Source organism: Paenibacillus sp. GCM10028914 (genome assembly GCF_042666275.1).
Lineage (GTDB): Bacteria > Bacillota > Bacilli > Paenibacillales > Paenibacillaceae > Paenibacillus_AQ.
Genome location: NZ_JBHTFO010000014.1, coordinates 76,518 through 91,662 on the forward strand (window position 1 = coordinate 76,518; position 15,145 = coordinate 91,662).

Below are 15,145 nucleotides of genomic sequence, written 5' to 3' on the forward strand. Positions count from 1 at the left end.
TAAGGAAAGCAATTAGGAAAAAATATCTAACATAATGATTGAATTTTTATGCAACCAGTCGTATAATTCACTTAATTAACGTTAATTAAATAATAGGATGTGAAGATTTATGACCAGAAACAAGTTGAAGGAAGCAGCAATGCTGCTCTTCGGACAGAAAGGATATGATGGTACGGCACTGTCTGAAATAGCCAAAGCGGTTGGGGTAAAGACACCAGCTATATATGCTTTTTATAAGAATAAAGAAGAATTGTTTATTACAGCCTTCAAGGAAGCAATGCTTGCCTATAATTCATTTATTCAGGATTTGTCGGGCAACGGTGAGTCCGTAAATGCGAAGGTAAGGCTTCATGGTGTGCTGCTACGACAGTACGAGTACTACATAAAAAGCAGGGAGTCCAATCTATTTGTTGTGCGTACCCTCTTATTTCCTCCGGATTTTCTTAAAGATGGAATAGAGGAGGCTTTTTCAGAGTCAGACCAGCTGTTATCTAAGACGATTGAACAGTTTATGATACAAGCGATGGAAGAAGGTTTATTACCGGATCAGCCTGTACAACCGCTTGTGGATGCTTTCTTGAACTTGATGGATGGTTTGAGCATGCAGTTTTTTTATTACAACTCTAAAAAAGTGTTTGAACGCAAATTAGAAAATGCCTTCGAACTGTTCTGGAAGGGCGCCCATTCTGGAACATCTCTATAGGAGTAAATTCAACAGGGGGAGTCATAGATGAGCGTGGTCAATAGTGAGGTAGAACATAGTAATCGAAGAAAGAGCGGTAAGATTGAAGATTTTGAACGGCAGCCAGTTCCTCAGCATTTACGTAAGCATTGGTTGTCCATGGCTTTTGTATGGATTGCAATCGGGATAGATTTATCGGCTATGTTTTTAGGTGCGGAACTCGGAGCAGGAATGAATTTATCAAGTTCATTGACAGCGACTTTTATCGGTTCACTAATATTAGGACTCATCGGTGCTCTATGTGCATACGTAGGAGCGAAAACAGGTCTTTCCACAGCCATGATCAGCCGCTTTTTGTTCGGTAATAACGGTGCTCGTATCGTATCGGTTGCACTTGGCATCTCGTCGCTTGGTTGGTTTGGGGTACAGACAGGCTTTTTTGCCTCCAATATGCAGACTGCTTTGCAAGATTTATGGGGAATAAACTTGTCCCTCGGAATTTTGTCTTTCATCGGTGGTGCCCTTATGATGTCAACAGCAATATGGGGTTACCGTTCCATTGAAAAACTGAGTGTATGGTCTGTCCCACTTTTAGTTATTTTTATTTTGATCGCTTTGTTTGTAGCTTTTAGTATAAAAGGAACTTCAGCTATTTGGGAGCCCATTAGTGTTACTCCGCTTCCTATGGGTACAGCTATTTCTCTCGTTATTGGCATTTTCATGCTAGGTACCGTACTGTCGCCTGATATTGCACGCTGGGCGCGTACACCTAAACATGCTATATATGCTGCATTTGTCGGATTTTTTGTAGGGAACAGTTTTATGACGGTTATCGCCATATTCCTGTCCCGAGTGATGGATTCAAGCGATTTAACAGGGATATTCCTGACTATCGGTCTTGGGCTTCCGGCAATCATTGTGCTGACACTGGCCCAGTGGACAACGAATACGAATAATTTGTACTCCGCATCACTCGGATTCTCTGTTGTATTTTCACGCATACCCAAGTACGTTATTACGATCGTAGCAGGGCTGCTAGCAACGCTTCTTGCTGTATTCGGTATTTATGATCGTTTTCTTACGTTCCTTACATTTATCACGATGTTGATCTCACCGGTCGGTGGTATTTATACAGCGGAATACTTACTTATAAATAAATCGAAATTTACGTTTGATGGATTAGATCATAACAAAAACTGGGTCGTTCGCTCACTTATCGTCTGGGCTGTATCAAGCTTTTTCGCTTATATGACGACTTCGGCACCAGATGGACTAGGTTTATTCCAGTTAACGCAGGTTCCTGCGCTGGATGGATTCATTTTTGCTTTTATAGTGCAGTGGCTGGTAGCTAAAGTAGTTAGCTCGAAAGGATGACAACATGATGAACAAAAGTGTATTAACCTTATTGGATGAAAAAGCAGTAGAATATATCGCTATCGGCGCCGCTGTGCTAGGGACGGGTGGGGGCGGCGATCCTCATATCGGTAAATTAATGGCGATCGAGGCAATCCAAAAGCATGGCCCCGTTCGTGTTGTAAGTCCTAAGGATCTGAACGATGAGGATTTGATCGTGCCTTTGTCTATGATTGGTGCCCCTACTGTTATGAATGAGAAAATTCCGGCCTTAACACAAATGACGAAACCTTTGGAACTAATTGAAAAAGAACTCGGCCGTGAAATTACAGCTTTGATGCCCATCGAAGTCGGTGGTGGGAATTCTCTCATTCCAGTTATAGCTGCAGCTGAACGAGGGATCCCTGTGCTTGATGCGGACGCTATGGGACGAGCATTCCCTGAATCCCAGATGGTGACTTTTTACTTGGATGGGATGGATCCCAATCCGATTACGATGGCAGATGAGCGCGGTAACGGAGTTCTTTTACATGCGGTTGATGGGGTGTGGGAGGAGCGAATCGCAAGAGCCATTACGATACAGATGGGTGGTTCGGCTTCAATATGTGATTACCCGGCAACAGGAGCACAGATTAAGCAAAGTGCTATTCCGCATACGTTGTCGCTTGCGTATGAAATTGGCAAAACTTTGTTTGAATCTAAGGAGAGAAAGCAGCATCCTATTGAGTCCTTGCTTAAGCAGTTAAATGGCTATGCATTATTTCATGGTAAAGCTTCTGATATTCGTCGCCGGATGGAAGGTGGATTTACACGTGGAGAAGCATCGTTTGAAGGAACAGGTGAGCATAAAGGCCGCACGATGAAGCTGTTTTTCCAAAATGAGTTTTTACTTGCAACTGAAGAAGGAGCTTCACTAGCCGTAACACCAGACCTTATCTCCCTATTAGATCAGGATACCGGGATGCCGATTACGACTGAAAATCTGAAATACGGTGCCCGTGTAACTGCAGTCGGCTTTCCATGTGATCCAAAGTGGCGCACTCCGCAAGGCCTTAATACCGTGGGTCCAAAGTATTTTGGTTATGACGTTCCTTATATTCCTATCGAAGAGTTAACATCTACGAAAAAAGGAGCGGATCTGTAATGACGAACCTAAAAAATGCACGGATCGATGAACATGAAGTCTACCGCATCGGCATTGACGTTGGTGGTACGAATACCGATTCAGCGTTACTGGATTCGAAACTAAACACTATTCACACGGTAAAAGTGCAAACAACCCGTGATGTAAACGATGGGATCGTTGAAGCAATTAGATGCTTGTTAACTGAGAGCGGTGTGAATCCGGCGCAGATCAAATATGCGATGCTTGGAACGACGCATTGTACCAATGCCATTGTCGAAAGAAAGCATCTGGGTAAAGTCGGACTGATCCGTCTCGGTGCCCCGGCTACGACAGCGATTCCACCACTTGCTGGGTGGGATCATACACTGAAGGCAGCTGTTGGAACGCATGCTTATGTGGCAAAGGGCGGCTATGAATATGATGGCCGCACGATTGTGGAAATGGATGAATCAGAGATTCAGGGAATATGTGAGCAGATGAGAGGGCAGGTTGATGCAGTCGCAGTATGTGGGGTGTTCTCACCTGTAAATACCTCACAAGAGAAACGTGCGGCTGAGATTGCTCAACAAGTGCTTGGGCTAGATATGCCTGTTACGCTGTCACACGAGATCGGCAGCATCGGATTGTTGGAACGGGAAAATGCTTCGCTGTTAAACGGTGCTTTACTTGGCGTTATTTCCGGGGTTGTAAAGGGATTCGAAGCGGCTTTGAATCGTTTTGGGATTCAAGCCAGTGTTTATATCTGCCAAAATGATGGGACTTTAATGCGAAGTGATTATGCGCTTCGTTATCCAATTCTGACAATTGCCTGCGGACCAACCAACTCCATTCGAGGCGCTGCTCATCTGTCTGGACTTCATGATGCGTTAGTCGTTGATATTGGAGGTACCACCACAGATATCGGTGTGCTGACGCAAGGGTTCCCTCGTCAATCTTCGACAGCTGTAGAGCTGGGCGGAGTGCGGACAAACTTCCGTATGCCAGATATTTTATCCATTGGAATCGGCGGAGGAACTATTGTTCGTTCGGGGGAAGAAACAGATGCCAAGTCAGGAGTAACTGTTGGTCCAGATAGTGTAGGATACGAACTTCTTAAGCGTGGACGGATTTTTGGTGGTGATACGTTGACGGCAACAGATGTCGTAGTAAAGCTCGGCAGAGTTGAATGGAAGGATGCTCTTATTCAAGATATTGATGAAGAGGTATGCCGTGTTGCTGAGACGTTGATAGCTCGAGACCTTGAAGATGCCATCGATCGAATGAAGACAAGTGCTGATCCTGTGGATGTCATTTTGGTTGGGGGTGGTAGTATCCTCGTTCCAGATCAGCTGTCAGGTGTATCCCGTATTGTTCGGCCAGATTTCTATGATGCGGCTAATGCGATCGGTGCAGCCCTTGGGGAAGTGAGTGGAGAAACCGAACGGATCTATTCACTGGATGACATGACTTACGATAACGTCATGATAGAGGCTCGTCGTCATGCTATCGAACAGGCAGTGCTTGCGGGTGCTGATCCAGAGACTGTGCAGATTGTCTTCACTGAAGACATTCCAATTGCGTATCTCCCAGGTAACGCTTTACTCGTGAAGGTAAAGGCAGCGGGCAGACTTGAATAGATAGACAAACTGCGTATTACCAGTAAAAATAGAGCAAAGAACAGACGTTTTTAAGAAGAGGGTGACTCTTCGAGGAAGACGTCTGTTTTTTTATGCTTCGACAAAAAATGAGATCAATTTCAGCCATAGTCTCTTAAATATAACATCCTAATGTTTTGTAATAAGGAAGGTATTAGGCGTGCATATCAGGAATAAAGTTATTTACCATATTAAGAATGTCAATCTCATGAGAGGTTAAATGGAAGTCAGTGTGGAAGGGGTACTTACATGAACGGTTTAGAGCAGCGTAAATATTGGGTGGATATGATGATTAAAATTGGTGATCCAGTGTTATCCTCATTGGCCGAAAGAACGCTTAAGGAAAAACTGCCGACTGATTTTCATAGTGAGCGAAGTAGATTTGCACATCTTGAAGCTTTTGGCCGTTTGGCTTGTGGCATGGCTCCTTGGTTTGAGTTGCGTGGGCTAGAAGGTGAAGAGGAGCAATTAAGACTGAAGTACATTGAATTAATGCTTAAATCATTGGATGCAGCTACCGATCCAGATTCTCCCGACTATATGGATTTTGATTCTCTAGGTCAACCGTTGGTGGATGCGGCCTTTCTTGCTCATGCTCTTGTTCGAGCCCCACATAATATAACCAATAAGCTGAATAGTCGTGTGAAGAACAATCTGATCGTTGCTTTCAAAAAAACTCGCCGTATGATTCCTGGAGCGAATAATTGGCTTTTATTCAGTGCGATGGTGGAAGCGGGTATTCATGTCCTTGGAGATCAAGATTACGATAAAGTGCGTGTTAATTACGCGATACGCATGTTTATGGAATGGTATTGCGGAGATGGCATGTATGGCGATGGACCCGATTTCAGATCGGATTACTATAACAGCTTTGTCATCCAGCCCATGTTGGTTGATCTTATTAAACTCTTTGAACAAGATTCACCTATCTATACAACATGGAAGCCTGTTATACAGGAGCGGGCGAAGCGATACGCGTCGATTCTCGAACGTATGATTTCACCTGAAGGAACGTATCCTTTGGTTGGTCGATCCATTACATATCGTTTTGGCGCCTTTCAGCATCTATCACAAGCTGCTTTACAGCATTTTTTAGACGAACAGATCCGCCCTGCACAGGTGCGTTGTGCCCTTACTTCTGTTATTAAACGAACTTTGATGGTTCCTGGTAATTTTGACGATGCGGGTTGGCTTCGTCCGGGAGTCTACGGTTATCAACCCAATCTGGCAGAAGAATATATTAATACAGGTAGCTTGTATCTATGTGCTACTGTATTCCTTTCCTTAGGTCTTTCACCATCTGATGAATTTTGGTCTGCTCCGAATGAGAAATGGACATCTCAAATTTTATTGTCAGGGGATAATATCCCGGCTGATCATGCGTTATATCATTAACACATATAAATTCGAAACAACCCATATAGATTTGGAGGAATGTTCGTGACATGGCCAACTCATATTGTTGCTGTTAGCGGTATTGTGGAAAATGAACAAGGGCAAGTCCTTTTAGTGAAAACTCGACATGGCGGTTGGGTGTGCCCAGGGGGACAAGTAGAAGTAGGTGAAAACTTAATCGAAGCTTTGATTAGAGAGATAGAAGAGGAAAGCGGAATAGACGTGCTAGTCTCGCATTTATTTGGGGTCTTCTCGAATACAGGAGTTCATAAATGGCATGACGGTATAACCGATGTTCCAACGAAAGTGATGCTGGACTTTGTCTGTAAGCCCGTTGGTGGGCAATTATGTTTTAGGGGAAAATTATACTGATTTATACCAATTTGAATCTGCACAATATTCTGATTTAATCAAAATCCTCTAAATGAAATGAATTTTTCAGAATTGGAGGCGCCAAATGAATTCATATCATTACTTCAAGAAAACGCAATGAAAGATATAGCTTATCAAGCTCAAGGAATTTACATATAAATAGTGGTTTTATCGATAATACTTCATCGGACTAACGGAAAACGATAGCTCAATAAAAACAAGAAGGCAGCTGATCTCAACATGATTGGCTGTCTTTATTCAACTAATGGCAGGTTAGTTAAACAAATCATTATTTACTGTCTAACCAACGTGTCTCATAATAAAATAGAATGTTATACCAAGAGAATATTAGGAGTGATAATTCCAATGACCAGCCTAATAATCCAAAGTAACAATATCCCTATCAAATCAACCGAGAATCCTATTGTATTCATATCTGATTTGCATTTTGATTTTACGAAAAGAAAATTTAAGCCGAAAGCAGCTTTGCGAATGAAGGATGATTTTATTACATTTGTAAAAGAGCGTTACTCTGATAGCATATTATGCTTGGCGGGAGATTTTTTCAATAGCTATAAAAAGACACTTTCGTTCGTGAAAGAGCTTGAGAGAAATCAAATAGTAGGTTTCTTTGTTCTTGGAAATCACGATTATTGGAACAATGGTTCAATGAGTCATCGGGATATTATCAATCTTTTTTCTGATGCAACAAAAAAGAATCAATATTTCAGATTTCTTGTTACTGGTCGCAAATATTATTTTAACGATATTTGCATTATTGGAGATACTGGTTGGACGAGTTTTCGGAGGGGGAGACGACAAGTCGAACTGAATCAGTTTATGTGTCTTATTGATGCTGTGCAAGTTAAGGATTTCAACCCTAGAAACATTATAGATTTGCACAATGAATGGGTGTCTTTTGCCAACGATGTGCTAAAAAAAGAGGAAAAGGTATTAATAGTTACCCATTACCCTATGGTTAATTTCACGAAAGAAGATAAAGATTGTTGGTGGAGTTCAACAACCGCACTTAAAGGTGATAATAGTTGGCGGATATTTGGTCATACGCATAGAAGTGGTCAGCAATTTAACAATATTTCCTCACAACGCGGATATGAGAATAAAGATGCGAAAGACTTGGAACGACAATGGGTGATGCAGTACACGTCCGATTCTTTTGGTAAAATCGAAAAGTCCGGTTACCAAGATAACACTAGTTCTGTGAGCAACTTTGATTCCATATCAAATTTTCATTCTCCTATTGTTGTAGAAAACGTCACAGAAGAAGTGGCATTAATTTTAACCGTAAAACAAAGGGGTTACAAACGATGTGCTGCAAACAAACATAATTTCACCACTCTTGCAAATTCACCAGAAACTTATCTTGAAATAGTAAAAAAGGTAACTAAGGGGTATTTAAGAGATACATATATCGGTTATGTTTTGTCAGGACCCTTACCCCAAGAAGTTATAAATGCCATCCAACACTCAATTGCAATCATAGAACGCAGGGATATGTCTGATGTAAGAGCTTTTATCACTGCTGCTGTAATAACTGGTTATGTTTTTAATGGAATGCCCCTCCTTATAAAAGACATGCGCCCGTTGGATGATTACGATATATTAAGATTTTGGTTAATGCTATTAACAATAAACCATTATGGAATTAAGATGGAGTCGATTAATACTGTGCGGAGCGACAAAAAGAACCCTATTAGATTTTGTAATGTTGATTTGTATGTACCGGCTGTAAACGACTTGTCATTGAGTACAGATGAGGTAGAGATGTTGATGCATAAAACGCCGTTATCGCCTCGACCAGTCGTATTATTAGAATTGGTGGATGATTGAATCTTCCGTCTTCCACTCTTAATTCAGCAAGGTTCATTACGCTAACGGGGAACGTTAGTTTAATAAAGACAATAAGGCATCCGGTCAGATTGATTAGCTGCCTTAAATTTAATTTAATAAGGAACTTACGAAAGGGAGCCGACATATATTTTGTGTCAATGAGAAACTATCAAGGTGAGTTGTTGGGTGACAAAAACAGGATTCCTGATTCGATTTCATTGATGGCGAATAATTAAGATGTTTAGAAGCTTTATATAAAATAACGGACAAACACAGTTAGGCATGAAGAGGACGGGGAGAGATTTGTGTTGAATATGATCTCTCATATTCACAAAACACCGGGTTTTAGACATTTCTCGATGGATGAATAATTTTCAGCTGTATTGTATAGTTGAGCAAATGGAAAAAGAAGGTGATATTTTTGAGCTTTGCTTTTGTATTATTTATTCTAGCTGTGATTCAATTTGTTTTGGATAAAACGATCACGAAAAATGATGAAAAGATATCACATACGGACGGTTGTATCCCATACAGGTGGTTCATGGTGATTGGGGCTATTGTGGTAATTTCGTTAGCTTTTTTTGTCCAAGAATCCTATCGTTATATTTGTAATGGTGTATTACTTATTTTAATATTCGGTGTTCGATCTATCTTTGAATGGAAATATATCCGAAGCTCAAAAAAACATGTGATGTCATTATTGATGATGGGTATATCTTTAGTTGGTACAGTAGTTTACGTTTTAATGTAACAAAATCGCACTAATTATGCGGTTTTTTGTGTACTTTTATTGATGATAACATTCACAGAAGAAAACTAGTTTATTCAATGATCTATGATCATTAGCACAAAAAAAGAGAGACTCATCGAGTCTCTCTTTTCAATATGTTAGTTTAATTGTCAATTAACGAAGAACTTTCAGTGCACCGCTCCATGCAATAACTTGATCAAGCATACCGTTCAAGTTTACGAGGTGCAATTCAGCCGGATTGAATTTAGCATTGGGTGAGAAAGCATCTTCAAAATCAGTGAATAGCGAAAGTGCTGGGTGTACACGAACATCCGCTACAGAAACTTCACCCAAGATTCCACGCAAATGCTCAGCAGCACGAGCGCCACCTACAGAACCATAACTCACGATACCAGCAGCTTTATTGTTCCATGCCTCACGAGCGTAGTCGATCGCATTTTTCAAGGATGCAGTAATACTGTGGTTGTACTCTTGTACAACGAATACGAAACCATCAAGGCTTGCAAGCTTAGTGTTCCATGCAGTTGCTTGCTCAGTAGCATCAGCTTCACCCAAAAGTGGCAGCTTGTAATCAGCGATATCTACGATTTCATAATTAGCATCTCCACGTTGATCAGCGATGCTCTTTACCCATTCACCAACCTGTGGACTTAAACGACCTTGACGTGTGCTTCCCAAAATAATACCAATGTTCAATTTAGACATTTTTTCTTCCTCCTCAATTCATTATTGGAATGTGTTTTTATATCGTTTATCTCGATATTAAGATAATAACTCACGGAGTGTATTAAGTCAAGAGTCTATATAAAAGTAAGTGTTATTTTTATGGATTATTTCAATTTACTACAGATAACAACTGTTAATTTTATGTATGGCGTAAACGAAATAGCACAAACCGCGGGGATATAAAATAAGGAGTATATTTAATATAGTGAAAACTACAACATATGAAAAATTAACAATAGAATACAATAATTCATAATCACTCTCTTGTCTCTTCGCACATAAACAACAATCGTTCACACTTACCTACTTATCTTGTATAAAAAGAAATTCCACAGACCCACAAATAAAACAAGTGATTAAGATTCAAATAGTGATTTGTTGTTCATTATATTTTGACTGTACATTTAAACAACTATATATTGAACTTAATGTACAAAATTAGAGAGGAATATCAATGTGACTAAAAAACTATACTATGAAAATGCGTATTTGACGGAGTGGGAAACAAACATTTTAGAGACCATTGAGAAAGAAGATGGTTATTATGTCATTTTGGAAGAAACGGCTTTCTATCCACATGGGGGAGGGCAGCCTTGTGATACAGGTTCGATCCAAGGGATATCGGTTATCGATGTTCTCAATGAAGATGATCAAGTTCTACATAAGGTTGCATCTCTAAAGTCTATACCCCAAGAGGGAACAGTAACATGTAAAGTGGATTGGAATCAAAGATTTGACCATATGCAGCAGCATAGTGGACAGCATTTGCTCTCGGCAGTTTGTCTGGATTTATACAAAGCCATGACCTTGAGCTTTCATCTAGGAACTGATTATTGCACGATTGATGTGGAAGCTTCTGAACTGAGCACGAGCCAACTTGAATCAATAGAGCGCGAAGTTAACCGCCGAATTTATCAGAATCATCGTATTCTAAGCTATTGGGTTAATGAAGAAGAAGTTAAATCACTGAATCTTGTCAAACAGCCCAAAGTGACAAAAGATATCCGCATCGTAGAGATCGAAGATGTGGAATACAATGCTTGTGGAGGAACGCACGTCTCTTCAACGGGCGAAATCGGAATGATCAAACTTCTAAAGGCAGAGAAACATAAGGGAAACACTCGTATTTATTTTAAAGCTGGATATCGAGCTTTAGAAGAGTTCAATGATAGTCAGCGTATCTTAGGAGCCTTATCTGCAAAATTTAAAACGGGCAAACATGAGATCATGGATCGGATTGAGAAATGGGAGTTAGAACAGAAACAGCTTCAAGCTGAGCTAGCCATTCTTAAAGAACAAAATGATGAATATGTTGCAGCGCAAATGTTAGATGGCCAGGAAGGGAATTTAATTGCTCATATTTTTGAAGACAAAACACTAAAAGATCTACAGAACTTGGCAAGTAAAATCACTTCACAAAGTGACGCATTCGTACTATTAGCCACTGCTGCCGAGAATAAAGTTGTCCTTGCTCAGAATAATAACTCAGGACAATCTTGCGGAGCATTCTTCAAAGAACATCTCGGTAACTTCAATGGTAAAGGTGGAGGCAGCAATATTCTAGCGCAGGCAGGCTTCCCAACATGGGAAGATGCTCAAGCGTTTTATGAATTTGCATCACAGCAGATAAAAGACCAAATGTAATCACTCGAATATATGATTAACTGGGATGCTGATCATAATATTGTGATTACTAAATAAGAAATTAAGATCAAATGTAGAAGGATTTTCTACGAACCTAAGAGAATTCATAAATTGAAATTATGGAATTTTCAGGGGGGGAGTGGTAGGATGGCTGCTGAAGTGATTAAGGTGTATCGAGAGTATCTTCCGAAGTTGCGTTTGATAGGTAAGTTATATACTGATAAAGATCGTAATGCGGTAGGGAGTTTTGCGGACAAATGGGATGAATGGATTAAGAATGGATGGTTCGAAGAACTCGTGAAACTTGGTGCATTGCCTGAATCTTATGGTGCAACATACGGCATGATGAGATTCAATGAGGATACATTTGAGTACTGGATCGGCATGTTATTCCCTGAGCAGACAGAAGTACCAGAAGGTTATAGCTACGCCGATATTGAGGACGGAGATGTAGCTGTTTGTTGGATTTATGGCCGAGATGACAATGGAGAAATTTTTGGAATAGAACCTCATGAGATGTGTATGGAGAAGATTAATCAAGAGGGCTGGCAATTACAAGATAAGCCATGGTTTTTCGAACGGTATGACAATACCCGTTTTACTTCTCCAGATGAAAAAGGTAATGTTATTCTGGACTATGGTGTCTATATTAAGTGATACATATGTAAATGAACCCCTGTACCTTTTGTTAAGGTCAGGGGTTTTATTATTTACTCAAAACTGATAGGTCTTCTATGGATCGAACGTTTTAGATGACTAATATTAACCGTTGAAACGACAACACTTAGCAGTACCAAGGCTGCACCAATAAATTGTTTCGTATCCATTAGTTCCTGTGCAAACCAGAAGCCGAACAAAGCTGCGAATACTGGCTCTAATGAAAAAATAAGTCCTGTTCGTGTAGGAGTTGTGTATTTTTGTGCAATGGCTTGTAATATAAATCCTAAGGCGCTACACACCATGCTCAAAGCGAGAATTGCAATCCATCCTTCACGTGTGCTTGGGAATACAGGGGTTTCAAAGATACTAGAAAAGATCAATCCATAGAAACCTGCAAATCCCAATTGCAATATACCCAGGTTTAACGTATCCACCTTCTGTGCAGCAGAACCTAATACGATGATGTGAATGGCATAGAAGAATGCGGCTGCCATACATAACAGATCACCGATCGTAAATGTAAAAGGAAGCTGTATAGTTAGAAATGCTATCCCAGACATTGCTAGGATAACACTAATGATGAGCTTGTTCTCTATCTTTTTCTTAAATATGAAGCTACTGATAAGTGGAACAAACACAACAGTTAAGCTCACCAAAAAGCCAGCATTTGATGTTGTCGTTGTCTTAAGACCAAAGGTAATTGCTGTGAAGGTTAAGAATAACAGCAATCCTAATAACATGGCATAACGTAGTGTCGTTAGATTAACCTTCCTTAAACGGCGGTGAAATAATGCGCCTGCAACGATAAAGGCCAGTCCAAAACGTAAGGCAATCAAATTAAACTCTCCAAGCGAACCAAGTCCCATTTTCATGAAGAGATAAGACGATCCCCAACCAATGGTGACTAAAAATATGAGTAGGTCAGCCTTCAACGGTTTCAATATGTATTTCCTCCCTATAATGATTGAACTAGAACAGTATACTCACGTACAATATACAAGTAAAACGAATGTTACTTATGGTATACATGAGAATAACTAATGTAAATTGAAACAAGGGGAGAAGTCATTGAGCATTAATAAATATAAAGTGTTCATGAAGGTTGTCGAGCTTGGAAGCTTGACGAAAACCGCAGAAGCTATGGGGTTCACACAGTCTGGAGTCAGCCATATCATGAATAGTCTGGAAGATGAATTTGGATTTTCATTGCTCATACGAAACCGATCGGGCGTACAGCTAACTACAAACGGTGAGCAGATTTTGAAGACGATACGAGAAATATTGAAATGGAATGAACATTTAGAACAAGAAGTCGCTTCTATACATGGTATCGAACTGGGGACCGTTCACATCGGTACTTTTACAAGTGTAGGTGTGCATTGGCTGCCAGGAATAATAAAGGATTTTCAGCAAGATTATCCGCAGATAGAGATTCGCTTGTCTGAAGGGGATTATCAAGAGATAGAGGACTGGATCGCGGAGGGGAAGATTGATTGTGGCTTTCTATCACTTCCAACCAAAGAGGCGTTTGATGTGGTACCGTTGCAACAAGATCGTATGCTCGTATTATTACCTATGGATCACGCTCTTAGTGCGCAGCCCAATGTATCATTATCTCAGATTGAAGATGAACCGTTTATTATGCCAAGTAAAGGCTCAGACAATGATGTGAATCGGATCCTTGCGAATACATCGATCAATCCTGTGATTAAGTATACTGTTGGAGATGATTATGCCATTATGGCTATGGTTGAGAAGGGGCTAGGGATTAGTATTCTTCCTGAACTTGTCCTGCGTGGACAGCAACGAAATATACGTCTCTTAGAGTTAAATGATCCTAAATATCGTACTCTTGGTATTGCGGTAAATTCGATGAGGCAAGTGTCTCCTGCAACAAAACGGTTTTTGAATTACGTTAAGAAATATCCGAAGTTATAAAAGTAATTGTACAAAGGTGATTTCAGGCAGTATACTATTAACAATCTTTTCTAATGAGGTGAAATGGATGTCATTCCGTATTGTTCGACGTAGTTAGTTATCGGGCTGGGTAGAACGCGTACCAGCTATCAAGGGGGTTCTCTGCCCTTTTTGATTACAGTCGAACTAATATTGAACGATGAACTCATAGAGAGGATTTGAGTATAAATGAACGAGTTAGAATATAAGGACTTTTACAATCGTGTTGGTAAGTTAAATGGCTGGGACTTCAGTAAAGTTAAATGTGCATCTGAGGGTGTGAAGTGGGATTTCTATCATGAAGTTACTCAAAGATGTAAGCAGTCAGACGCCTTGCTGGATATTGGAACAGGTGGCGGAGAAGCTTTACTATCAATTGCTAAATATGCTTTGAGATTAGTAGGAATAGACAATTCAGCAGGAATGTTTGAGAAGGCGAAGTCCAACTTGCGTCATTCAGGGTACACCAATGTGAGCTTTATGTTGATGGATGCAGACAAAATCGATTTTCCTAACAACTCATTCCATGTGGTATCTTGTCGCCATTCACCCTTTAATACAGCAGAAGTGGCTAGAATCCTAGTCGACGATGGCATATTCTTAACTCAGCAAGTGAGTGAAGCGGATAAACTTAATATCAGGCAAGCTTTCGGGTTGAACCAAGGATCTGTCCAAGATGGCACATTAAAAAATAGATATATTTCTGAATTATATGAGGCTGGATTTACAGAAGTTAAGGCTATTGATTATGATGCTACAGATTATTATGAGACCTACGAAGATTTAGTATTCCTGCTCAAACACACTCCGATTGTCCCTAACTTTGGACAGGATGAACATGACTTTGTCATATTAGATCAATTCATCAAAGCTAATCAGACGAGCAAGGGGATTAAGACGAATTCCAAACGTTTCATGATCATTGCAAAAAAATAAAGTGTTAAAGGACGGTGGCCAGAAGAGTCAATTGACTCTTCTGGCCACCGTCCTTTTTA

Annotated in this window: 14 protein-coding genes; 12 read left to right on the forward strand and 2 right to left on the reverse strand. The window is 40.3% G+C overall.

The features are described 5' to 3' along the window. Positions 1-109 precede the first annotated feature (109 nt). From ACFQV5_RS13065 to ACFQV5_RS13100, 8 genes are all read left to right on the forward strand, one after another. Entirely contained in the window at positions 110-703 is a 594-nt protein-coding gene (locus tag ACFQV5_RS13065; protein ID WP_379247431.1) for a TetR/AcrR family transcriptional regulator, read from the forward strand. A gap of 27 nt (positions 704-730) precedes the next feature. Continuing rightward, entirely contained in the window at positions 731-2,056 is a 1,326-nt protein-coding gene (locus ACFQV5_RS13070; RefSeq protein ID WP_379247433.1) for a cytosine permease, read from the forward strand. A gap of 7 nt (positions 2,057-2,063) precedes the next feature. Beyond that, entirely contained in the window at positions 2,064-3,179 is a 1,116-nt protein-coding gene (locus ACFQV5_RS13075) for an S-methyl thiohydantoin desulfurase family protein (RefSeq protein ID WP_379247588.1), read from the forward strand. Next, positions 3,179-4,777 (forward strand): hydantoinase/oxoprolinase N-terminal domain-containing protein, encoded by a 1,599-nt coding sequence (locus ACFQV5_RS13080; RefSeq protein ID WP_379247435.1) that lies wholly within the window; start codon positions 3,179-3,181, stop codon positions 4,775-4,777. The genes ACFQV5_RS13075 and ACFQV5_RS13080 overlap by 1 nt, the downstream gene beginning before the upstream one ends. A 267-nt stretch (positions 4,778-5,044) precedes the next feature. Next, on the forward strand, positions 5,045-6,190 hold the full coding sequence (locus ACFQV5_RS13085) for a DUF2264 domain-containing protein (protein ID WP_379247437.1): 1,146 nt from the start codon (positions 5,045-5,047) through the stop codon (positions 6,188-6,190). Positions 6,191-6,235: 45 nt separating this feature from the next. Further along, positions 6,236-6,562, forward strand: coding sequence for an NUDIX hydrolase (locus ACFQV5_RS13090; protein WP_379247439.1), 327 nt, complete (start codon positions 6,236-6,238; stop codon positions 6,560-6,562). A 366-nt stretch (positions 6,563-6,928) separates the two neighbouring features. After that, positions 6,929-8,413 carry a metallophosphoesterase gene (locus ACFQV5_RS13095; protein WP_379247441.1) on the forward strand — a complete coding sequence of 495 codons (1,485 nt, stop codon included), beginning with the start codon at positions 6,929-6,931 and terminating at the stop codon, positions 8,411-8,413. A 391-nt stretch (positions 8,414-8,804) separates the two neighbouring features. Beyond that, the gene (locus ACFQV5_RS13100) at positions 8,805-9,164 is read left to right on the forward strand and encodes a DUF4181 domain-containing protein (protein WP_379247443.1); all 360 of its coding nucleotides are present in this window, start codon (positions 8,805-8,807) and stop codon (positions 9,162-9,164) included. Positions 9,165-9,317: 153 nt separating this feature from the next. Here the strand turns inward: ACFQV5_RS13100 and ACFQV5_RS13105 are convergent, their stop codons facing one another. Next, positions 9,318-9,869, reverse strand: a complete 552-nt coding sequence (locus ACFQV5_RS13105) for an NADPH-dependent FMN reductase (protein WP_379247445.1) — start codon at positions 9,867-9,869, stop codon at positions 9,318-9,320. 477 nt (positions 9,870-10,346) lie between these two features. Here ACFQV5_RS13105 and ACFQV5_RS13110 point away from each other — a divergent pair, with 477 nt between their 5' ends. Beyond that, a complete protein-coding gene (locus ACFQV5_RS13110; protein ID WP_379247447.1) occupies positions 10,347-11,534 on the forward strand; it encodes an alanyl-tRNA editing protein in 1,188 nt (395 codons plus the stop codon). Positions 11,535-11,681: 147 nt separating this feature from the next. Further along, positions 11,682-12,191, forward strand: a complete 510-nt coding sequence (locus ACFQV5_RS13115; RefSeq protein ID WP_379247449.1) for an AraC family transcriptional regulator — start codon at positions 11,682-11,684, stop codon at positions 12,189-12,191. Positions 12,192-12,244: 53 nt separating this feature from the next. Here ACFQV5_RS13115 and ACFQV5_RS13120 read toward each other — a convergent pair whose 3' ends face one another. Next, positions 12,245-13,135, reverse strand: a complete 891-nt coding sequence (locus ACFQV5_RS13120) for a DMT family transporter (RefSeq protein WP_379247451.1) — start codon at positions 13,133-13,135, stop codon at positions 12,245-12,247. Between the two features lie 127 nt (positions 13,136-13,262). Between ACFQV5_RS13120 and ACFQV5_RS13125 the strand changes: the two genes are divergently transcribed. Together ACFQV5_RS13125 and ACFQV5_RS13130 are read left to right on the forward strand one after the other, a co-directional pair. Next, positions 13,263-14,132, forward strand: coding sequence for a LysR family transcriptional regulator (locus tag ACFQV5_RS13125; RefSeq protein WP_379247454.1), 870 nt, complete (start codon positions 13,263-13,265; stop codon positions 14,130-14,132). 207 nt (positions 14,133-14,339) lie between these two features. Next, complete coding sequence (locus ACFQV5_RS13130) at positions 14,340-15,086, forward strand: class I SAM-dependent methyltransferase (RefSeq protein ID WP_379247456.1); 747 nt, start codon at positions 14,340-14,342, stop codon at positions 15,084-15,086. The last annotated feature ends 59 nt before the right edge of the window (positions 15,087-15,145 follow it).

Bases quoted from the DNA above. Each gene is read 5' to 3' on its own strand.
- ACFQV5_RS13130 (WP_379247456.1), top strand. From the start codon at position 14,340: ATGAACGAGTTAGAATATAAGGACTTTTACAATCGTGTTGGTAAGTTA.
- ACFQV5_RS13095 (WP_379247441.1), top strand. From the start codon at position 6,929: ATGACCAGCCTAATAATCCAAAGTAACAATATCCCTATCAAATCAACC.
- ACFQV5_RS13080 (WP_379247435.1), top strand. From the start codon at position 3,179: ATGACGAACCTAAAAAATGCACGGATCGATGAACATGAAGTCTACCGC.
- ACFQV5_RS13070 (WP_379247433.1), top strand. From the start codon at position 731: ATGAGCGTGGTCAATAGTGAGGTAGAACATAGTAATCGAAGAAAGAGC.
- ACFQV5_RS13105 (WP_379247445.1), bottom strand. From the start codon at position 9,869: ATGTCTAAATTGAACATTGGTATTATTTTGGGAAGCACACGTCAAGGT.
- ACFQV5_RS13085 (WP_379247437.1), top strand. From the start codon at position 5,045: ATGAACGGTTTAGAGCAGCGTAAATATTGGGTGGATATGATGATTAAA.
- ACFQV5_RS13075 (WP_379247588.1), top strand. From the start codon at position 2,064: ATGAACAAAAGTGTATTAACCTTATTGGATGAAAAAGCAGTAGAATAT.
- ACFQV5_RS13065 (WP_379247431.1), top strand. From the start codon at position 110: ATGACCAGAAACAAGTTGAAGGAAGCAGCAATGCTGCTCTTCGGACAG.
- ACFQV5_RS13115 (WP_379247449.1), top strand. From the start codon at position 11,682: ATGGCTGCTGAAGTGATTAAGGTGTATCGAGAGTATCTTCCGAAGTTG.